The 19,925-nt window shown below is 66.6% G+C and carries 15 protein-coding genes and 1 riboswitch; of the genes, 11 read left to right on the forward strand and 4 right to left on the reverse strand.

Going from position 1 to position 19,925, the window contains the following annotated elements; all coding sequences use genetic code 11:
- Nucleotides 1-53 precede the first annotated feature (53 nt).
- Nucleotides 54-1,439 (reverse strand): hypothetical protein, encoded by a 1,386-nt coding sequence (locus tag EJB06_RS05900; RefSeq protein ID WP_126073094.1) that lies wholly within the window; start codon nucleotides 1,437-1,439, stop codon nucleotides 54-56.
- A 121-nt stretch (nucleotides 1,440-1,560) separates the two neighbouring features.
- Between EJB06_RS05900 and EJB06_RS05905 the strand changes: the two genes are divergently transcribed.
- Nucleotides 1,561-2,991, forward strand: coding sequence for an FAD-binding oxidoreductase (locus EJB06_RS05905; RefSeq protein WP_126073095.1), 1,431 nt, complete (start codon nucleotides 1,561-1,563; stop codon nucleotides 2,989-2,991).
- On the opposite strand, the gene EJB06_RS05910 is transcribed toward EJB06_RS05905, so the two are convergent.
- Together EJB06_RS05910 and EJB06_RS05915 are read right to left on the reverse strand one after the other, a co-directional pair.
- Entirely contained in the window at nucleotides 2,988-3,512 is a 525-nt protein-coding gene (locus EJB06_RS05910; RefSeq protein WP_126073096.1) for a hypothetical protein, read from the reverse strand. The genes EJB06_RS05905 and EJB06_RS05910 overlap by 4 nt on opposite strands.
- A 190-nt stretch (nucleotides 3,513-3,702) precedes the next feature.
- Complete coding sequence (locus EJB06_RS05915) at nucleotides 3,703-4,182, reverse strand: cache domain-containing protein (RefSeq protein WP_126073097.1); 480 nt, start codon at nucleotides 4,180-4,182, stop codon at nucleotides 3,703-3,705.
- 276 nt (nucleotides 4,183-4,458) lie between these two features.
- Here EJB06_RS05915 and EJB06_RS05920 point away from each other — a divergent pair, with 276 nt between their 5' ends.
- On the forward strand, nucleotides 4,459-5,046 hold the full coding sequence (locus EJB06_RS05920) for a histidine phosphatase family protein (protein WP_198420775.1): 588 nt from the start codon (nucleotides 4,459-4,461) through the stop codon (nucleotides 5,044-5,046).
- Here EJB06_RS05920 and EJB06_RS05925 read toward each other — a convergent pair.
- The gene (locus EJB06_RS05925; RefSeq protein WP_198420776.1) at nucleotides 5,043-7,223 is read right to left on the reverse strand and encodes a metallophosphoesterase family protein; all 2,181 of its coding nucleotides are present in this window, start codon (nucleotides 7,221-7,223) and stop codon (nucleotides 5,043-5,045) included. The genes EJB06_RS05920 and EJB06_RS05925 overlap by 4 nt on opposite strands.
- A gap of 180 nt (nucleotides 7,224-7,403) precedes the next feature.
- Between EJB06_RS05925 and EJB06_RS05930 the strand changes: the two genes are divergently transcribed.
- From EJB06_RS05930 to EJB06_RS05970, 9 genes are all read left to right on the forward strand, one after another.
- A complete protein-coding gene (locus EJB06_RS05930; RefSeq protein ID WP_164557840.1) occupies nucleotides 7,404-8,144 on the forward strand; it encodes a penicillin-insensitive murein endopeptidase in 741 nt (246 codons plus the stop codon).
- A gap of 582 nt (nucleotides 8,145-8,726) precedes the next feature.
- Complete coding sequence (locus EJB06_RS05935) at nucleotides 8,727-10,307, forward strand: DUF2138 family protein (RefSeq protein ID WP_126073098.1); 1,581 nt, start codon at nucleotides 8,727-8,729, stop codon at nucleotides 10,305-10,307.
- Entirely contained in the window at nucleotides 10,304-10,972 is a 669-nt protein-coding gene (locus EJB06_RS05940; RefSeq protein WP_126073099.1) for a DUF1175 domain-containing protein, read from the forward strand. Before EJB06_RS05935 ends, EJB06_RS05940 begins: the two co-directional genes overlap by 4 nt.
- Nucleotides 10,969-15,525, forward strand: coding sequence for an alpha-2-macroglobulin family protein (locus EJB06_RS05945; RefSeq protein ID WP_126073100.1), 4,557 nt, complete (start codon nucleotides 10,969-10,971; stop codon nucleotides 15,523-15,525). Before EJB06_RS05940 ends, EJB06_RS05945 begins: the two co-directional genes overlap by 4 nt.
- Nucleotides 15,525-17,210, forward strand: coding sequence for a DUF2300 domain-containing protein (locus EJB06_RS05950; protein WP_126073101.1), 1,686 nt, complete (start codon nucleotides 15,525-15,527; stop codon nucleotides 17,208-17,210). The genes EJB06_RS05945 and EJB06_RS05950 overlap by 1 nt, the downstream gene beginning before the upstream one ends.
- A gap of 17 nt (nucleotides 17,211-17,227) precedes the next feature.
- Complete coding sequence (locus EJB06_RS05955; RefSeq protein ID WP_126073102.1) at nucleotides 17,228-17,980, forward strand: DUF2135 domain-containing protein; 753 nt, start codon at nucleotides 17,228-17,230, stop codon at nucleotides 17,978-17,980.
- A 130-nt stretch (nucleotides 17,981-18,110) separates the two neighbouring features.
- The gene (locus EJB06_RS05960; protein WP_126073103.1) at nucleotides 18,111-18,482 is read left to right on the forward strand and encodes a hypothetical protein; all 372 of its coding nucleotides are present in this window, start codon (nucleotides 18,111-18,113) and stop codon (nucleotides 18,480-18,482) included.
- A gap of 128 nt (nucleotides 18,483-18,610) precedes the next feature.
- Nucleotides 18,611-18,833: riboswitch (cobalamin riboswitch) on the forward strand.
- Between the two features lie 150 nt (nucleotides 18,834-18,983).
- Nucleotides 18,984-19,178, forward strand: a complete 195-nt coding sequence (locus EJB06_RS05965) for a CbtB domain-containing protein (protein ID WP_126073104.1) — start codon at nucleotides 18,984-18,986, stop codon at nucleotides 19,176-19,178.
- Nucleotides 19,169-19,924 (forward strand): CbtA family protein, encoded by a 756-nt coding sequence (locus EJB06_RS05970; RefSeq protein WP_126073105.1) that lies wholly within the window; start codon nucleotides 19,169-19,171, stop codon nucleotides 19,922-19,924. The genes EJB06_RS05965 and EJB06_RS05970 overlap by 10 nt, the downstream gene beginning before the upstream one ends.
- Nucleotide 19,925 lies beyond the last annotated feature (1 nt).

Consider the following 19,925-nt stretch of genomic DNA (forward strand, 5'->3'; position numbering starts at 1 on the left):
GCCTGCGACAAGCGCGAGACACAATCGCGCCGCGCGCCTTGCATCAGCCTTGGTCAGGTCTGTTTGCATGCCAGCTCGCGCAGCTCTTCCGATGCGTCGTACCGGGCTTCATCTGCGATGTGCGCCGGCAGGCATCCCCATTCCTGTAGCCGCTCTACGGCGCGGCAGCGGCAAATGGTGCAGGGGTTGGTGCGGTAAACCCACTGCGCGACCCCGGCCATGGCCGCCGTGCGGACGCTGGCGCAGATATCGAGGGCGTTGCTCCCCAGGGCGTGCGCTTCGTCGCCGTCGACAGATTGGCGCTCGAGTGCGGAGAGAATCAGCGTTTCGTCACCCGGCTCGAAATTGTGCTCGAACAGCGCGATATCGTCGGCAAACTCGCTGGAAAATCCCGTAGCGCGGAGCCGTTCGAGGCCCAGTGCGCGCACCTGCGGATCCTTGAGACTGGACAAAGCCAGTACCGCCGCATTGCGTACGTCGGCCGAACTGTGGCTGGCCAGTGCCCAAACGCGCTCATCGAGGCGCGGCAGCGTCGCATGCCTGAACACCCGCAATAACTGTTTGCATACGTCCGTATCGTCCTGCTCGCGCAAATGGTCGAGGATGCGATTGAGGTCATCCGTTCCCGCCCAGCGGCCGAACCGGAGGAACAGTCCTCGCTGCGGCGACTCGCCAGTCGATGCCGCGATGATGGACTCGACCGGATTCTGCCTGATGAACTCTTCGCCATAGCGCCTGGCGTCGATGTCGATTTGCTGGCTGGTGCGCTCGTCCGGCGCATCTCTGGCAATCAACGCCTCCTGCCTGCCGACATAGGCGGCGATGGCCGGGTCGCCAGCCGCCAGGCGCTCAAGTTCAGCGAACGCTTCGTCGAAGGGAAGGGCGTCGCCGGTCAGTTCTTCCAGCGAGTGGCACCATGCCTGCGGGTCGTGCTGGAGAAACTGGCCGACGCGCCGCGCCACGTCGATAACGGCGCTCATCCCATCGAGTGCGCACATGGCTGAGGCGCCAACCACGCCGTCGTCGGACATCGCCTGGTTCCGAACGAACGCGCGCAGGCAGGATGCCGCCTGGAGGTCGCCATCGCTCCCCATCAAGCTGGCCAAGTGGCATAGCTGTTCGCCGTCGTAGTCGTAGTACTGTCCGCCGGTGCTGCGCGCCAGCGCCGCCAGGATCGCCCCGGCGAATCGCGGGTACGCCGGCGTCCCCTTGAACAGGCTGTACATCCATTCTGCGCGGCTGCCTTCGCACTGGCGGTCGTATGCCTGGTTCTCGAGGCAGGCGGCCAGCACTATATCCTCAACGCCGTCCATGCCATGGTCGCGCAAGTGCATCGCAGCGCAGCCGCGTCCGTGCCTGAGTGCAGTGGCAAACGCCTCGCGGCCGAGTTTTGTAGATTGGATAGCGCTCTCCGAAAAAATCGATACGTGTGCGTCCATTGTAAGCCACGTCCGTGCGGCGCCACCTTTGGTAGCGCCAGGCGACACCTGTACGGAAGCGGTTGGCCGCCGTCCGCGCCACGGGAATAATCATCCGCATCGACTTCCCTGAGAACCTGCCATGAACCACTCCAACGATTTCCCCTTGGTGAACGATGTCCATTCCGGCCTGAACGCCACCCGCGTGGCGGAGATCATCGCGCCGCGCAACGTGGCCGGCATCGGCGCGGCGCTCGCCCACGCCGCCGAACACGATCTGCCGGTAGCCATTTGCGGGGCGCGCCATGCGATGGGCGGCCAGCAGTTCGGCCACGCGGCGCTGCTGCTCGACATGCGGCACATGAACCGCGTACTCGACTTCGACAACGTGAATGGCCTGATCGAGGTGGAGGGCGGCATCCAGTGGCCGGCGCTGATCGACTACCTGGAGGCCGCCCCGCAGGACGGTGCGCAGCGCTGGAGCATCCGCCAGAAGCAGACCGGCGCCGACGCGCTCACCCTGGGCGGCTGCCTGTCGGCCAATGTGCATGGACGCGGCCTGCGCATGGCGCCCTTCATCGCCGACGTCGAAGCGTTCAAGCTGGTCGACGCCAACGGCACGCCGCACCTGTGCAGCCGCCAGCGCAATCCGCACCTGTTCAGCCTCGCCGTCGGCGGCTACGGCCTGTTCGGGGTGATCGCCAGCGTCACCCTGCGCCTGGCGCCACGCCGAAAAATGCGGCGCGACGTCAGCGTGATCGGGCTCGACGACCTGCCGGCCGCCTTCCAGCAGCGCATCGACGCCGGCTATGTCTACGGCGACTTCCAGTTCGCGATCGACCCGGCCGGCAACGACTTCCTGCGGCGCGGCGTGTTCTCCTGCTACCTGCCGGTGGACGATGCGACCCCGGTCGATGCCAGCGGCAAGGACCTGTCGGAACAGGACTGGCGCGACCTGCTCGCACTGGCCCACACCCACAAGACGGACGCCTTTGCCCGCTACGCGGCGCACTACCTGTCCACCGACGGCCAGGTGGCCTGGAGCGACCGGCTCCAGCAAACCATCTATCCGGACGGCTACCACCGCGCCATCGACGACCGGCTGGGACACTGCGGCTCGGAGATGATTGGCGAACTCTATGTGCCGCGCGAGCGCCTGTGCGACTTCATGCACGAGGCGGCGGCCGATTTTAGGCGCCATGGCGTGGATGTGATCTACGGGACCATCCGCCTGATCGAAGCGGACCGCGAAAGCTACCTGCCGTGGGCGCGCCAGGCCTGTGCCTGCGTGATTTTCAACCTGCACACGGAGCATACCGTGCACGGCATCGAAGCGAGCAATGCCGCCTTCCGGCGCCTGATCGACCTGGCGATCGCGCGCGGCGGCAGCTACTATCTGACGTATGCGGCAGCGGCCAGCCTGCGCCAGGTGCGGGCCTGCCACCCGAATTTTGCCGCGTTCCTCGAATGGAAACGGCGTCTCGACCCGCAGCAGCGATTCCAGAGCAACTGGTACCGCCACTACCGCGACCTGTTCGCCGCGGAGGAAGAGACGCCAAAGGCCCTGGCTTAACGGGCAGGGCAAGCGCCGTAGTTGACCGCCTGCTTCGACGGATAAGCGGCGACCGGGCCGATCTTATTGGTGACATCGGTGATGCTCAGGTCGTTCCAGCTGACGCTTTGCACCACCAGTTTCATCGGGCCGGGGCAGGGGTTGTGTTTCGGCTTCGGCGCTTTCAGCGTGATGCAGGCCGATACGGTACCGTGCTTGTCCGGCGAGTAGGTCGCCGAGGCGGTGACGGTTTGCTTCAGAGAAGTGTCCTGGCCTTTCGGGCAGTTGCCGCCGGGGTTAAGGCAGGCAAACGATGCCGTGACGTTGCCCTTGGCAAGGTAGGAGACTGCCTTGTCTTTCTTCAGCCCGGTTTCTTTGAAGCATATTTTCACGTCGCCGCTTTTGGGGTCGATCGACGACGTGACTTTGCCGGAGAACTGTGGTCCGGAGGGGTGCTGGGTGGCCTGGGCCGCACCGGCTGCGCATAACAGCGCACCGCATACTGCCAGCGTGCTTGCGCACTGCTTGATTGATCGTTTCATGGTAATGCCCCTTAAAAGTCCCGCTGTGAGTACTGCTTACGGCTACCTCGCGCAGACGTTTCTGACGACCAATCGATCGGTCAGGGCGTTGATGCGCACTCTCAGGGTAGGCCGCCGGGACGGGTGACCTTTGTGCTGACGCAGACCTTCCGGTTGATTCAGACGAGCGAAAGCGCAGGGGCGGGGCAGTCTATTTCAGGTAGACACCTCCACACACGACCACATCGTCGTGCGGCTGGCAATACATGGCCTTCGGCTCGGTTTTCTTGCTCACCGGATTGGTGAATTTGTATTCCTGCCAGAACGGCGCCTTCTTGCGCGCCAGTTCCAGGCGCTCGCGCACGAATTCCTTGCCGTCCACATCCTTGATGTCCATGAGATTACGATTGATCATCTTGAGATTGGCGCCGTGTGCGCGCACCACGCCGTCGGTGCCGTACACGGTGATGTAGAGGTCGCGGTCGGTGAACGGGCCATCCTTGCGGTTGACCTCGGCATAACTCTTTTCCCTGCCGTTGGCCTTCATGTAGGCGATGGTCTTTTTCACCATCGCCTCGGCTTCGGCCTTGGTGACGAAGTCCTCGGCGGAGGCGGCGGCGGGCAGGGCAAACGCACAGGATAGTATCAGCGGCAATATCGTGCGTGCACGCAAGGCTTGGACGATGTACATTGAAGCTCCTTGGAAAGCGCGCCCGGGTGGCGCAAGGTTCACGCTAGCACCCGTGCGGGTGCGGCGGTACACGCTACACTGCTAGTGTCCCGAGTCAGAAATTCCTTGAATAAATATGACGACAATCGCACCGGTACTGCGTCGCACATGCCCGCCAGGCCTTGGCCTGCCTGCGTTTTGTTCCTTGTCTCGGTACGATGTCGCCATATTTCATCATCAAGCAATTTCCGGCTCAGGACCCTGCTTGCCAACCGAGCCATCGCATTGAAAGCCCTCATGAACATCTGCCTGCGCGTATTGACGATGACGTTCCTGGCCTGCATGGCCTTTCCGGCCGCGCGCGCGGCCGACGACCAGGCTTTCTGGGGCTTGCTCAAGGAAGGCGGCAAGGTGGTGCTGATGCGCCATGCGCAGACCGATGCCGGCATCGGCGACCCGCCCGGCTTCGTGCTGGAACAGTGCGGCACCCAGCGCAACCTGTCGGCGCAGGGCCGGAGCCGCGCGGTGCGCACCGGCGCGCGCTTTCGCCAGCATGGCGTGGCGCTCGCCGAAGTGCTGTCGAGCCGCTGGTGCCGCTGCCTCGACACCGCGCGCCTGGCCTTCGGCAGGGTGACGCCATCGGCGATGCTCGACTCGGTGTTCGACCAGTACGCCCCGAGCGAGGCCGCCAGGACGCGCGAGCTGATGACCTGGCTGGCCGCCCGCGTACGCCCGGGCAGCCGCGCCAACGTGGTGCTGGTCACGCATGCGGTCAATATCGAGGCCCTGGCCGGCGTCTCGCTGGCTTCGGGCGAAATGGCGGTCGCCACGCTCGACGGCCCGCGCAAGCTCAAGGTGCTGGCGCGGGCCACGCCGGGCAGTTAGTTGAAGCTCAAGCCGCCGGGGTTGGCGTTGGTGAGCGTCTTCGCCTTCAGGTTCACCGTGAAGTGGTCGCTCGGCTTGGCCGATCCGAGGCCCTTGAAGATCGAGAAAACCTGCTTGAACTGATCCTGGAACAGTACGTGGACCGGGTTCTGGTCGGACGGCTGGGCGCCGACCTTGAGCACGGCCGCCGGCGCGGCCGGGAAGGCCGACATCAGCACCTTGTACATGCGCACCCGCTCCGCGCCCATGTCGCGCAGGGCCAGTTCGCCCGCGTACACGGTGCGGTGGAAGTCGCCATGGAAGTCATAGGCGGTGACGCTGGCAAAGTCGTCCAGCTTCAGGCCGGCCGCGGCGGCCAGCTTGCCCGCGCGGACGGTGGCGTCGGCCCAGTCGGCGGCCAGCTGGCTTGCCGGCGCCGGCGTACCGGCCGGCGTGCCCTTGGCCGCGCACGATGCGCCGATCGGCACGATGCCCGGCGCGTCCTTGAGCTGCGCCAGCGTGACCTTGGTGTCGAGCTGCGACAGGATCAGCATCTGTTTTGCGTTCAGCGTGGTCGCCGCTTCCTTCATCTCGCACGGCCAGTATTCGTCCATGAAGCGCAGGCGCGACAGCTCGCCGAAATAGTAGCGCGTGAATTCGCCGTACGACCGGGTGTCGAGGATGGCGTGGTTCCAGCGTTTCTTGATATCCGCCTCGGCGCTGCTGCCCTGCAGGTAGGCGTACTCGCTCTCGTAGAGCGGAAACAGCTCGTTAAAACGCGGTACGTTGTTCAGGGCGACCGTGGTCACGTCGACCGTGTCGGCATCCTTGTAGGTGACGACCTTGTACGAGGCGCCGTACACCGCCAGCGAGGGCGACTGCACGTTGACCAGGAAGTTACCCGCCGCATCCTGGTAATCGTTGGTGCCGTTGAAGTGCATATGGCCGCCCACGTGCAGGCGCAGGCCGGCGGCCGCCAGCGCCGCCGTGGTGGCCGCCGCCGGCACGCGCGCGGTCTGGAATGCGCCCGGCTTGAACACCGCCTTCATGGCGTCGGTCTGGTTGGCGTAGAAATCCATGGTCGGATAATGCGAGAAGGCCATCAGCTGCTTGCCTTCGGCCCTGGCGCGCGCGGTGACCGACTTGATCCACTCCGTCTGGTGGCGCTTGTGCGTGAGGACCTTGTTCCAGCCCGCGTTGCCGGCGCCGTCGAAGCCCTTGAACGCCTTTGGATTGGCCGGATTGAACGATGCGTTCGGGATGAACACGTTGGCGTCGATCGACAGCAGCCACAAACCCCTGACCGGTTCGACCAGATAGCTCGAATCGATGATGTCGCTGCATTTGGTATACGGCTTGCCGAGTGCCTTTTCGCCCTCGGCCCGGTAGATGCCGCCTTCGCCCTCGGCGCACATTTCGAACTGGCGGTTGCGCACATCGCCGCTGACCATCGCCTCGGCGTAGCTGTATTTGCCGCCCGGGTACTTGCTGAACGGGGTTTCCCAGTGCAAGTCGGCCTTGTTCGGCATGTAGCCGAAATCGGCCAGTTGCGCGATCAGTCGTTCGTAGCCCATTTCCAGCAGCTCGTTGGTGCAGATCACGCTCGGGTCCTTGGCCTTGCAGGCCGCGTTTCCGGTGGCGAACACCTTCTGCTCCTTGCCGTCCCTGGTGAGGAAGTCGCTCTTGCCGGCTTCGTCATCGTCGTACGGTTCGTTGGGGTCGTGGTTGCCCGGTGCGATAAAGAAGCGCATGCCCTTGGCCTGGTATTCGTGCAGGATGGCGCTGATGCCGTTGATGTTGATCGGCTGCGCATCGTCCGAATAATCGCCCGGCAGCGCGACCAGGCGGATGCCTTTTGCGAAGGCGTCGTCCAGCGCGGCGCGGAAGGCGAAGTAGTTTTCGTTGAACAGGCGCGTCGAGGTGAGCTGCGCATACATGGTGCGGATGGTGGCGTTCTTGCCGTCCTTGGTCGGGATGCCGCTGAACTGCGCGTTCTTGAAGTCGCCGTACACGTCCTCGAAGTGCACGTCGGTCATGAAGGCGACGCTGGGCATCGCGGCAGGCGCTTCGACCGGTGGCGCCACAGGCGCGGGCGCCGGCGCGGCGGCCGGTTCGTCGTCACTGCTGCAGGCGGCCAGCAGCAACAGCGAGGCGGCGGCCAGGCCCAGCGACGGGCGAACGTAGGGTGTGATTCTCATGCATCGACTCCAGCAATCCGGCGCGCGGCCGGGCGGGGTGGGGAAGCGCGCATTCTTGCATCGCAAAATGACCTGTTCATGACAGCCGCCTTGCGCAAGGACGCGCGATGCGCAAGAATGGATCTCCTTCAACCACGATGCCGGCGCCCTGCGTATCGGTTCCGGTCCATGTTCCGTCCCATGTTCCGTCCAGCTCTCGCTGTATTTATCAGATCGGCGCGCGCCATCGCGCTGCTGGCGTTCGGCGCGGCCGCCATGGGCGCGCATGCGGCGCCGGCCAGCCAGTGCTACGGTGGCGTGAGCAAGGGAAGGCTCGCAGGCGGCGTCAGGCTGCCGGTGGCGGGGCCGAATTTTTCCGCCTACAGCGCCGAGGCCATTGCCGCCGGCCGCACCCATGTGCATGCGACGGTGGCGCGCATCATGGCGCACGCGTATGCGGGCGCGCTCGTGCCGCTGCCGTCGGCCAGGTTTGTGTATGGCGAGACCGGCATGGCCAATGGCGGGCCGTTCGCGCCGCACAAGACCCACCAGAACGGGCTGTCGGTCGACTTTTTTGTCCCGGTGCGCGACGCGCGCGGTGCGGCGGCGTTACCGGCCAGCGCGCAAAACCGCTACGGCTACGACATCGAATTCGATGCCGATGGCCGCTACCAGGGCTACCGCATCGATTTTGCCGCCTACGCCGAGCACCTGTACCAGCTCGACCTGGCCGCCAGGGCGCACGGCGCGGCGCTGGCGCTGGTGATCGTCGATCCGCGCTACATGCCGGCGCTGCTGTCCAGCGCGCGCGGACCGTGGCTGCGCAAGCACATTCCGTTCATGCGCGCCAGGCCCTGGGTGCGCCACGACGAGCATTACCACGTCGACTTCAAGCTCGCCTGCGCGCCGCTGCACGCCGCGCCCGCCGGAGGCAGGCGTTGACATCGGCTCTGCCGCGCCACATGTCCACTCCGGTGCCAGGTCTTGTCCACTCCGGTGCCAGGTCTGACTTTCGGACACGACCCCAGCAGTAGTGCGATGTGAATTTCATCACTTGTCCACTCCGGTGCCAGGTCTGACTTTCGGACACGACCCCAGCAGTAGTGCGATGTGAATTTCATCACTTGTCCACTCCGGTGCCAGGTCTGACTTTCGGACACGACCCCAGCAGTAGTGCGATGTGAATTTCATCACTTGTCCACTCCGGTGCCAGGTCTGACTTTCGGACACGACCCCAGCAGTAGTGCGATGTGAATTTCATCACTCGCCGGGTGACATGGGAATGCCATCGTGGCAACGTCATTGTTCAGGTCGTATCCGAAGTCAGGCCTGACACCGGATGGGACCGACGGCGGATGACGGCAGCGGGTGTGTTTGCTCACAAGTTGTCGCCATAAACTCACGGCACGGCGCCAATCCCTCGCCTATCGGAATGTTTACTTTCTTCCGTGACATGAAAATGCTACCCTACGCTATTATGCGAAAAACATCATTGCCTCCGCCGCCAGTCACCATCGATACGCTATGAACAAGAAAAAGTTGGGAATCATCGCCGCAGGCGCCGCCCTGTGCGCGGCCGCCGTGGCCGGCTATGCCATGTTCGGCTGGAAGAAGCTGCAGCATGGCGCAGGCCTGGACCTGGACCTGTCGCAGCCGGACGCGCTGATCGTGACCAGAAGCCTGTCCACGCTGCCGCGCGACCTGCTCACCATTCCGCTGGCGCGCGACGTGCTGCGCGAGGACTTCGTGTTCTATTACGAGCAGAACGGCGACAAACTCGGCTTGCAGGGCGCCTTGCGCCGCATCGCCTACGAACATGAACTGGGCTGGGGCGACCAGATGATCCGCACGGTCCTCGACGAACCGGCCGACGTGGCCCTGTGGCGCGAGGAAGACGGCTCGCTCAGGCACTTCGCCATCGCCGTTTCGCGCAACAGCATGACGCGCCTGCTGGAACAAGCCGGCAAGGTCGCGCTCAAGGACACCCAGATGAAGCTGGCCGGCGAGATCCGCGTCGATGGCGACAAGGTCGCGCTGTACTCGCTCAATTACGCCCACAAGCGCACCTTGCTGATCGGCGCGCGCGGCACCCGCATGGTGATCCTGTCCGATCCGGGCATGCTGTTCGACGGCGACGGCAAGGCGGACGGCAAGGCCGAAACGACAGTGGCCAAGCTGCTGGCCGCCGATCCGAAGCAGCAGCAGGCCTTCCGCCAGCAGTTCCAGCTCGACGCCCAGCCGGTCGACGGCCACAGCGTGGCGGTCAAGGCCGACGTGCTGGCCTTCGGCTACCAGCCGTTCTTCGGCGCGCTCGATGCGCTGCGCTTCGATTTTTCGAAAGGCCAGTGGCAGACGCGCGCGCTGGTCGATGCCGGCAAGCTGGCCGCCGGCGGCTACGACAACCGCGCCCTGTGGCCGGTGCTGCCGCATAATCCGGCCGCCTGCTTCGCCTTGCCCGCCGACTGGGCGGCGATGACGTCGGTGCTGGGCGATGTCGACGCCTCGTCCGACCCGGCGCCGCTGGCCGAGCAGTTGACCGGGCCGGCCGCCGTGTGCTGGTACGGCAGCTCGCGCCTGTACACGCCGCTGGTGGTGGCGACCCGCAAGGCGGGCGGCAACGACGAGCTGTATGGCGCGCTGTTCGCGGCCGCCATCGGCAACAAGAAAAGCGGCGCGGTGCAAAAGTCGTCCGGCCCGAACGGCGCCACCTTGTGGCAGCGCGACGTCGCCACCGGCATCGGTCCCCAGCATCCGACCCTGGCGCTGAGCGGCCAGACCGTCCTGTTTTCGCCGGACCGCAAGCTGGTCGAGCAGGCGCTGGCCGTGAGCCGCAAGCAGGCGCCGGCGATTGCCGACCGCCTGGCCGACCCTTCGCGCACGGTGGGCCTGATCGCACCGTCCTCGCTGGCCGAATTGATCCGCAAGGAAGCCTTCGACGCGCTGCCGTCCGCGCGCGAACCGGTGCTGCGCGCCGCCGCCGACGCGCATCTGGTGCCGCGCCTGAACGCGCTCAAAAAATATCCGCCGTACCGCCTCGTGCTCAAGTCGCTGCCCGCCAGCGGCGCGAGCTGGCAGCCGGTCGAGTGGCAGGCGCTGGATAAATGATGGCAGTCACCCGCCGCCATATGCTGGGCCTTGCCGCCGGCTGCGCCGTGCTGCCCTGGGCGCACGCGCTCACCGGCGCGCCCGCCGCCGCCATGCCGGCCTACCTGTCGAAGGCGCAGAGCCGCGCCTTCCAGGCCTGGATGCTGCGCATCGTGAACGCACAGATGGAGCAGGGCCCGTCGCCGCGCTGGCAGCACCGCGACTGCGCGGGCCTGGTGCGCTTTGCCGTGAACGAGGCGTTGACGGTGCACGACGCCAAATGGATGCGCGCCAACGGCATCGGCAGCGACAGCCAGCTGCCGCCCGAACTCGATCTCACGCCCGCCCAGAAGACCCTGCGCAACCGCTGGGTGCAGACCGGCGGCACGGTCGGCCATTATGTTTCGGCCATCGGCCTGGTCCAGAACAACAGCCGCTTCATCGGGCGCGACCTGAATCAGGCGCAGCCCGGCGACCTGCTGTTTTTCGACCAGGGCGAGGAACACCACCTGATGGTCTGGATGGGCGCGCGCATCGCCTACCACACCGGCACCGTCACACCGAACGACAACGGCCTGCGTACCGTCGATATCCCACAACTCAAAACCTGGAAGGACACGCGGTGGCAACCAGCGGTCGACAATCCCAATTTTGCCGGCATGTTCCGGCTGGCGTTTTTAACATGAACAATCCACTCACGCGCGCCATGGCGCTGCTGGTGCTGCTGTGCGGCCTGTTGCCCGCGCTGGCGCCGGCCCAGGACAACGAGGCGGCCGCGCCATCGGGCAGCAATTACACCACCTTCAAGGGCGAGCCCTTCTTCCTGCTCTCCGACGCCGCCTATGGCAGCGGCGAGGTGGCCAAGGTGCGCCTGGAAGTGCCGGGACGCGATTTTGCGCGCTCCAACCTGGAGCAGTACGGCGGCGTCGACGTGCTGGTCTACCGCGTGCCGGAACCGCTGGAATTCCTGAAGAAGCAGCGCAACCTGCACCGCGTGCAGGTGAGCGGCAACTACAAGGGCGAAGGCCTGTTCAATACCCTGACCATGCTGTGGGACCGCTGGTGGAAGCAGTCGCGCATGGCGTGGCGCAAGCTGTTTTCGAGCGAGGCGCGCGAGGCGGTCACCAGCGCCCAGCCCAAGCTGGCCACCAGCGAAGCGATCACGCGTCCGGTGCCGTTTCGCGCGCAGCCGCAGTACGAGCCGCTCAAGGGCTTCGACCTGGTCGACCGCTTCCGCTATCCGGTCTGGCAGGCGAAGATGATCGCGCCGCCGGCCGGCGTGAAGCTGGAAGGATCGAGCAGCGAATTCATGACCTCCAGCGCCGGCAACGTGATGATCCCGATCGGCCAGCGCAAACCGGGCCTGTACCTGGTCGAGGCGATCATCGGCGAACATCGCGCCACCACCCTGGTGTTCGTGTCGGACACGATGGCGATCACCAAGGTGTCGGCCAGCCAGATGCTGGTATGGGCCGCGCGGCGCGACAATGGGGCGGCGGTGCCCGACGTCGACGTCACCTGGACCGACGGCAGCGGCGTGCTGCAATCGGGCCGCACCGGCGCCAACGGCGTGGTGTCGCTCGACCGCGGCAGTCCCGAGCATACCTATGTGATGGGTGAAGACCGCGGCGGCGGCGTGTTCGTGTCCGAGAATTTTTACTACGACAGCGAAATCTATAACACCAAGGTGTATGCGGTGACCGACCGTCCGCTGTACCGGCCGGGCGATGAAGTCAACGTCAAGTTCATCGGCCGCGAATTTACCGGTGCGCGCGCCTCGCAGGCCGCCATGACGGCGCCGCTGGCGCTGACGGTGTTCGATCCGAACGGCACGCCGCTGCTGACGCAGTCGCTGCAACTGAGCGGCGAGACCGGCAGCGACACGCGCTTCCGCCTGCCCGACAACGCCGGCGCCGGCGGCTACGAGCTGCGTTTCACCTACCGCGACACGCAGTATGGCGCCGCCTTCCGCGTGGCCGATTACGTCAAGCCGCATTTCGAGATCAACCTGGTGCCCGCAAAAGCCGACTTCAAGACCGGCGAAGACGTCAAGGGCCGCATCGAACTGCGCTACCCGGACGGCACGCCGGTCGCCAAGGCCAGCCTGTCGCTGACCCTGCGCGCCCAGAAGAACGCCATGGTCGAAGGCGAATTGCGCTACAGCGGCGCGTTCCCGGTCGAACTCAAGACCCAGGAACTGGTCAGCGACGGCAAGGGCAATGTCGATTTCGTCCTGCCGCAGGCAAAAGATCCGTCGCGCTACATCCTCACCGTGCTGGCCTCGGACGGCGCCGCCTACCGCGTGCGCAGCACACGCGAACTGATGATCGAGCGTTCCGCCAGCCAGTACACGCTCAAGGCGCAGCGCCGCTTCTCCGCGCCCGGCGAGACGGTGCGCTTCGACGTGGCCGCCGACGGCGCGGCAGGCGCCAAACCGGTGCGCTGGGAGATGATCCAGCTGGAGAAGCAGACCAGGACCGAAGGCGCCTTCGACGCATCCAAATCGACCTGGGACGTGAATTTCCCCGCGTCCGGTTCCTACCAGCTGAGTTTGCGCGACGCCCAGGGCAATCTGGTGGGCGGCACCAGCCACTGGGTCAGCGGCCAAGGCCTGGCGGCCACGCCGGGCAGCATCGAGATCGTCCTTGACCATGAGCGCTACCGCGCCGGCGACACCGCCGAAGCGCTGATCACCTTCGCCGACCCGGTCGACCAGGCCTTGCTGACGCTGGAGCGCGACAAGGTCGAGCAGGTCGGCTTGCTCGGCGCCGGCGCCGACTGGATCAAGCCGGTGCGCGTGGCGCCGAACCAGTGGCGCGTGAAGATTCCGGTCAAGGAGGACTACGGCCCGAACATCACGTTTTCGGTGGCGTACACGCGCAAGGGCGACTTCGTGTTCCAGAACGCCGGCATCCAGATCGTCGAACCGCGCATCGCGCTGCAGTTCAAGACCGACAAGGAAGTCTACCAGCCGGGCGAGAAGGTCACCATCGACGTCACCGCGCAGATGGACGGCAAACCGGTGTCGACCCTGGTCACGCTCGGCGTGGTGGACGAAATGATCTATGTGCTGCAGCCGGAGATCGCACCGGACATCGGCGACTTCTTCTACCACCCGCGCCGCAACAACGTGCGTACCACCGCCAGCCTGTCGTTCATCAGCTACGACCTGGCGGCGGGACGCAGCGCCGGGGCGCCCGCGCGCCACAACTACAACGAGCGCGGCGTCAAGGTGCTGGAACGCCCGCGCCGCGACAACATCGATACCGCCCTGTGGGCGCCGGCGCTCAGGACCGATGCCGACGGCCGTGCGCGCGTCACCTTCACGATGCCGGACGCGCTGACGCGCTGGCGTATCACCGGCCGCGCGATGGATGCGCAGGGACGGGTCGGCCAGCGCAGCGGCTATCTGCGCTCCGACAAGAACTTCTTCGCCAAGTGGACCGCGCCGGACTGGATGCGCGTGGGCGACGCGCCGCAGGCGTCGGTGGCGGTGTTTAACCAGACCGCCAGCGACCAGGCCATCGAAGTGACCCTCACCGCCGGCGCGCTCGTCAAGACCGAGAAAATCACCGCGCGCCGTGGCGTAAACTATGTGCGGTTCGCGCTGCCGGCCAACAGCGGCCCGATGCGCCTGGAAGTCAGGCACGGCGGCAAGCTGGTCGACGCGCTCGACACCGACGTGCAGGCATTGCCGGCCGCCTGGAACAGCCCGCGCACCCTGAGCGTACCGCTTACCGGCGCCACGGTTCCAGTCGCCTTGCCGGCGGACGCGCGCAATATCCGCGTCTCGTTCGCGAGCGGCGCGGCCAGCCACTTCGCGCGCATTGCGGACGACCTGATCGAGTACCCGTACGGCTGCGTCGAGCAGACCTCGAGCCGCCTGATTCCGCTGGCGCTGGGATTGCAGAACCTTGGTCCCGAGGCCGGTCCGGTGCAGCTGCGCCTCCTGAACACCTTGCAGGCGCAGCGCCTGCGGCTGGTGTCGATGGCCGGTCCGGAAGCGCAGTTCGGCTGGTGGGGCAACGCCACCGCCGGCAATTCGCTGATGACCGCCTACGCCTATTACGCCGACTGGTACGCGGCGCGCGCGCTGCGCATCGAGATGCCGCCCGAGCACTGGCAAGGCTTGCTGGCCATGTACGGCAAGGAGGGCCTGAAAGAGCCGGTGCTGCACCGCGCTCTGACATTGTGGCTGGCGCAGGAAATGGGCTTGCCGGTCAAGACGCTCGCTTCCGGCCTGGCCGACGAACTGGCGAAAACCAAGCTCGATGCCAAACCGGCCGCGCTGGCGCCGACCAGCAGCATGCTGCTCACCGCCGAAAGCGCCAACTCGCAGGCGCTGACCCTGGCCCTGCTGTCGGTCGTCGCCGCCAACGATGGCGTGACGCTGGCGCCGGAACTGCAGGAGCAGGCCGGCGCCGCCTGGACCACCTTGCGCGCCAATCCGGCGCCGCTGGCGCAAGCCTTGCTGATGCTGGGTGGGCAGGTCCCGGCCAGCCAGGCCGACGCGGTGCTGGGCGCGGTGCGCGCCGACATGCCGACCCTGGACCGCGCACTGACGCTGGTGTGGGTGCAGAAGAAGCTGGGCGGCCCGCCGGCGGCCAGAGACGCCGGCGTGGCCCTGAGCGGCACCTGGCAGAAGACGGCCAGCCCGCTCGGCCAGGCCCTGTTCCGCTGGCAGCCGGCCAAGGGCGTGCCGACCCAGCTGCAACTGGCCGAGGCGCCGCCGGCCAACACCGTCGCCGTCATCCAGTACGACAGCCGCGAAGCCGAAACGCACGCACTGCCGGTGAGGATCGAACGGCGCCTGATGCGCATGGAGCAGAAGGACGCGACCTTCAACCCGGTACCCGTGAAGAACGGCGAAGCGCTGCGTACGGATGCGCTGTACATGGATGAAATCACGCTCACCCCGGCCTCCGGCGCGAAGTACCGCTACGGCTTGCTGGAAGTGGCGCTGCCGCCGGGCGCCTCGGTCGAGGCGACCACCTGGGGCATGACGCTGGCCGGCGAGAAGAAGGAAGCGCTGGAAGCGGCGCGTCACGAGCCGCGCCGCGAAGGCTACGTGGTGCCGGTCGAACCGCTGGCCGAACCGCTGCGCGTTCGCCACCTGCTGCGCTTTGCGCAAAAGGGCAAATATGTGCTGCCGCCGGCGCGCTACTACCGCATGTACCAGCCCGAGAACAAGGCGCTGGAAGGCGAGGGCAAGACCATGCGCACGCTGCAGGTCGAATAATGTCGCCATGGCTGTTAGCGGGACTGGCGCTGTGCGCGCCGCTGGCGCAGGCGGCCACGCTCGATGTGGCGTGGTGGCGCGACGGCCGGCTCACGGCGCTGCAACTGGACGACAAGGGCGCCACCCGCCGCGCCGCCTTCGACGGCAATCGGCAGGTTCCCCTGGGCAGCCTGTGGAAGCTGTTCGTCTACGTCTACGCGATCGACAACAAGGTGCCGACGCCGGACTATACCTGCGGCGGGCAGAAGGACGAGGAAGTGTACTGCTGCACGGCCGGCAAGCGCATCGCGCGCGACCTGGCGCTGGCGCAGTCGTGCGGCCTGTTTTTTTCGCCGGCGCGCCTGATGCTCGCGCGCGCCCCATGGCGGCAGTACTGGAGCGGGCGGCTCGGGCGCGGCGCGAGCGGCGAGTACGACTGGCTGGCCGACCCCTCGCACCTGGCGCCGGAACGGCTGGTCAGCCTGCGCAGCCTGCTGGCGGCGCTGGCCAGCATTCCGGCCGGGAGCCGCAAGGACGCCGAATCGGCGCTGCTGCACGTGGTGCTGGGCGCGCGCGGCGTCAACACGGCCAGCTGGTTCGGCAGCCGCCTGCGCGTGAAGACCTACTCGTGGCACCACCCGCAGCGCCCCGGCGAGCGTCTCGGCGGCGCGGCCGGCTGGCTGGCCGACGGCACGCCGCTCTGGTTCGGCGGCGCCGACACCAGCAGCCGCATCCTGGAAAAATGGGCGCCGCGCCTCGCAAGCACCTTGCCGGCGGCAGCGCCGCCGGGCGACGCGGGCTGCGTGGTGGTCGACTACTTCGCGCGCTACCCGATCAGGAGCGTCGCCGCCGGGCGCGCCGCCGCCGTGCCGGGACTGCTGAACGGGCCGTACCAGGTGCGCTTCGAGAATGGCCGCAGCCTGGCTTTCTTCAGCCAGAACGACATGGTGCTCGCGCGCGATGCGCAGGGCCGCCTGCGCCTGACGGGCCGCTTCGGCGTCAACGACTATGTGGCGCGCGTGATCGACCGCGAAGGCGGCACCGCCGCGCCGGAGGCGGCCAAGGCGCTGGCGGTGGCGGCGCGCACCTACCTGCAGCAGAATGCGCAGTGGGCCGAGGGCTGCCAGCGCATCGCCGACAGCAGCGCCACGCAGCGGGTCGGTCCGCAGCCGGCCAGCGTGGCGGCGCGCGCGATTGCCGACTGGACCGACCAGCTGGTGCTGTCCGGCGTGAACGTCCGCTATCACACGGATACGGCTTCGAAGGACACGATGGCCTGGAGCGAAGCCGTGGCGCAGGCGGGGCAGGGCATGCGCTTCGATGCGATCTTGACGTCCGCCTATCCGGGCGCCGACCTGACCACGCTTTCGGGCGGCGACTCGCAGCAGTGCGTGCGCCTGCCCGGCGCGCAAGCCTGGCTGGCGCGCGAGCTGCCGCGCTGGGAGCGCGCGCTGCGCAGGCAGGCCGGCTACGAAACGCCGGCCGAACTGCCGGCGGTATGCCACCTGGCGCGCGGCACGCCGTATTCGGAGCAGTCGCGCAACCGGATCTATGTGCGCGGCCTGGCCAGCCGCGAAGACCGCATCACCCTGGCGCACGAGTTCCTGCACCTGGGCCTGCGCAACCATCCGAGCGGACAGGATGAAGTCCTGGTCGAACAAGTGGCGCGGCGCCTGGTCGATGCGCGCCTGGAAGCGCATCAATAATCTTACCGAACCCGATCATGAAAATACTGTTGATACCCGCACTGCTGCTGTCCACCGCCGCCCTGGCCCAGGTGAAAATCGACTCGCCCAACAGCGGCTGGCGCAATTCCAGGGGCGCGCAGGAAGCGTACACGCAGGACGTGAATTACCCGGCGGCGTCGGTCAGCGTGCAGGAGGGGCAGAGCCCGACCGCCGAGATCCGCGGCCGCATCGCCGCCAGGGGCAAGGGCAAGCCGGCCACGCTGGTGGTCAACGGCGTGGCGATGCCGATGGCGGTGCGGGAAGACGGCAGCTTTGCGCGGCCTTACGCTTTCGGACGCGGATCGAACAGCGTGGAAGTGCGCTCGCCGGACGGCAAGACGCGCAACCGCAGCCAGTTCCTCGACGCGAACGCCGGCAAGACCCAGTCGCGCCTGCGCGTGGTGCTGTCGTGGGACAGCGACGGCACCGACGTCGACCTGCACGTGGTCGCGCCCGACGGCGGCCACGCGTGGTTCGGCGGGCGCGTGATGCCCAACGGCGGCGCGCTCGATGTCGACGTCACCACCGGCTACGGCCCGGAGATTTTCTCCAGCGCCGCGCCGCCCAAGGGCAATTACCACGTCTACGTGAACTACTACGGCGCCGGCCAGGAAACCGGCATCCTGACGGTGGCGCAGGTGGCGATCATCACCAACGAAAACTCGCCGAACGAGCGCCAGGAAGTCATCCGCGTGCCGCTGCGCGCGCCGGGCGAGCTGACACTGGTGAAGTCGTTCGTGTATCCCTGACCGGCGCTCCGAAAACAACGCTCCTCAGCGGCGCTTTGACAGTTTTTGAACGGCATGTAAAACTGTCGTCAGGAAATATCATCCTGGCCGCGCTCCGTGCGCGAGAAACTTTTGACGAATGGGAGTGCAAGTGAGTATTGCAGCATGGATTTACGATGCCAGCATCGTAATCAGGACCGACCGGCAGCCGGCGGCTTTGGAAGCGCTTCGGACATCGTTCGAAGATTGCGACTCCTGGTACGGCGAGCGAGCGCGCGCGGCCGATGATTTTCCGGCATTCCTCGAAGCGATCTACTTCACCAGCAAAAGCCAGGAAGGCGCATTGATGATCGACGGCGGCGACATCGACGTCATCAGCAATGGCCTGATCCGCCTGTTCGAAACGCTCGGCCCCTTCGTGGAAGCGGGCGGCGTGGTCGAAATCCGCGACGAAGAAGGCGAGCAGATGAATTTTTGCTACAACGGCGAGCAAATGGATATCGAATTCACCATCGGCGAGTAATCGCGGCCTGCTACCCTGGTGCGCCTTGCGGCTTATCGCCCGACACCGGCGCGACCCGGCAGATAAGCGCACGGCGGCGCGCACCGCGCGCGCAACCTTGCATTTTAACTAGTCCAGACCTATACTTCGCCGGTAGTCAAGCTTCTGGTTCGGGCAAACGATCGTTTGCCCGATTAAATGGGAAGCCGGTGCGCCCCTCCCGTGGGCAAAGCCGGCGCTGCCCCCGCAACGGTAAGCGAGTCGAGGATGTGCATGACGCCACTGTGCAAAGCATGGGAAGGCGCATATCCGGGAGGGGGAAATACCCCGCCACTCGCCAGCCCGGAAACCAGCCGAAGCGGTAAGTCGTTTGTATCGCGGAGGGCGATCCAGGTGGATCGCTGCGTACCGCACCCCCATCTCACGTTCCTCTCCCCGTACAAGCCCCCGGTTGCCGGCCATGGCAAGACGCGCGCGTCTGCATCGGCCGGCTCTATGCGCAGTGCTTTAGGAAGGAATGCCATGTCGATCCGCAGCGTTATCACCACCGCCGATGAACAAGTCCCGTTTGCCGCCGTCAAGGAGCGCATCGTGCAAGCCATGTGCGCCGCCGGCCTTGGCGCCGTGCTGCTGTTCGGCGCCGGCTTCTCTTCGATGGAAACGCTGCACAACGCAGCCCACGACAGCCGCCACTCGGCCGGCTTCCCATGCCACTGATTCGCAGCGCGCCCGTCGCGGGCCTGGGAACCTTCAACCGCATCGTCGCCAGCGCGGCGGCGGCCGGCATCCTGGCCGGCCTGCTGCTGACCGGCGTGCAGCAGGTGCAGGTTGCGCCCATCATCCTGCAGGCCGAGGTGTTCGAGAGCGCCGCGCCGAAGCCGCTGGAAACGGCCGCGCCGCACAGCCACGCCGACGCCGCGCCGCACGAGCACAGTCACGACGCCGCGCCGCATGAACACGGCGGCTGGCAGCCGGACGACGGCGCCGAACGCACCTTCTACACGGCGCTGTCGAATATCAGCGCCGGCGTCGGTTATGCGCTGCTGCTGGCGGCGGCCATCAGCCTGTATGGCCGCACCAGCAACTGGCGTGCCGGCCTGCTATGGGGCGCCGCCGGCTACACGGTGTTCTTCGTGGCGCCGTCGGTCGGCTTGCCGCCCGAGCTGCCCGGCACCGTCGCCGCGCCGCTGCTGGCGCGCCAGCTATGGTGGACCGTGACGGTCGCCGCCAGTGCCGGCGGCCTGGCGCTGCTGGTCTTCGCCAAAAACTGGCCGCTCAAGGTCGCCGGCGCCTTGCTGCTGTTCGTGCCGCACCTGGTCGGATCGCCCCAGCCGGCGGTCCATTCGAGCACCGCGCCGGCGGAGCTGGCACGCAGCTTCCTGTACGCGACCCTGCTGGCGAATGCCGCCTTCTGGCTGGCCATGGGCGCACTGGCGGGCCACTTCTACAAGAAGTTCGGCTGAC

This window comes from Massilia atriviolacea, from assembly GCF_003953935.1.
GTDB classification, from domain to species: Bacteria; Pseudomonadota; Gammaproteobacteria; order Burkholderiales; family Burkholderiaceae_D; genus Telluria_A; species Telluria_A atriviolacea.

What these genes read in the sequence shown, in the direction of transcription:
- EJB06_RS05900 (WP_126073094.1), bottom strand. Translation starts at nt 1,439, where the DNA reads ATGGACGCACACGTATCGATTTTTTCGGAGAGCGCTATCCAATCTACA.
- EJB06_RS05935 (WP_126073098.1), top strand. Translation starts at nt 8,727, where the DNA reads ATGAACAAGAAAAAGTTGGGAATCATCGCCGCAGGCGCCGCCCTGTGC.
- EJB06_RS05950 (WP_126073101.1), top strand. Translation starts at nt 15,525, where the DNA reads ATGTCGCCATGGCTGTTAGCGGGACTGGCGCTGTGCGCGCCGCTGGCG.
- EJB06_RS05965 (WP_126073104.1), top strand. Translation starts at nt 18,984, where the DNA reads ATGTCGATCCGCAGCGTTATCACCACCGCCGATGAACAAGTCCCGTTT.
- EJB06_RS05905 (WP_126073095.1), top strand. Translation starts at nt 1,561, where the DNA reads ATGAACCACTCCAACGATTTCCCCTTGGTGAACGATGTCCATTCCGGC.
- EJB06_RS05930 (WP_164557840.1), top strand. Translation starts at nt 7,404, where the DNA reads ATGTTCCGTCCAGCTCTCGCTGTATTTATCAGATCGGCGCGCGCCATC.
- EJB06_RS05955 (WP_126073102.1), top strand. Translation starts at nt 17,228, where the DNA reads ATGAAAATACTGTTGATACCCGCACTGCTGCTGTCCACCGCCGCCCTG.
- EJB06_RS05945 (WP_126073100.1), top strand. Translation starts at nt 10,969, where the DNA reads ATGAACAATCCACTCACGCGCGCCATGGCGCTGCTGGTGCTGCTGTGC.
- EJB06_RS05920 (WP_198420775.1), top strand. Translation starts at nt 4,459, where the DNA reads ATGAACATCTGCCTGCGCGTATTGACGATGACGTTCCTGGCCTGCATG.
- EJB06_RS05970 (WP_126073105.1), top strand. Translation starts at nt 19,169, where the DNA reads ATGCCACTGATTCGCAGCGCGCCCGTCGCGGGCCTGGGAACCTTCAAC.
- EJB06_RS05915 (WP_126073097.1), bottom strand. Translation starts at nt 4,182, where the DNA reads ATGTACATCGTCCAAGCCTTGCGTGCACGCACGATATTGCCGCTGATA.
- EJB06_RS05910 (WP_126073096.1), bottom strand. Translation starts at nt 3,512, where the DNA reads ATGAAACGATCAATCAAGCAGTGCGCAAGCACGCTGGCAGTATGCGGT.
- EJB06_RS05940 (WP_126073099.1), top strand. Translation starts at nt 10,304, where the DNA reads ATGATGGCAGTCACCCGCCGCCATATGCTGGGCCTTGCCGCCGGCTGC.
- EJB06_RS05925 (WP_198420776.1), bottom strand. Translation starts at nt 7,223, where the DNA reads ATGAGAATCACACCCTACGTTCGCCCGTCGCTGGGCCTGGCCGCCGCC.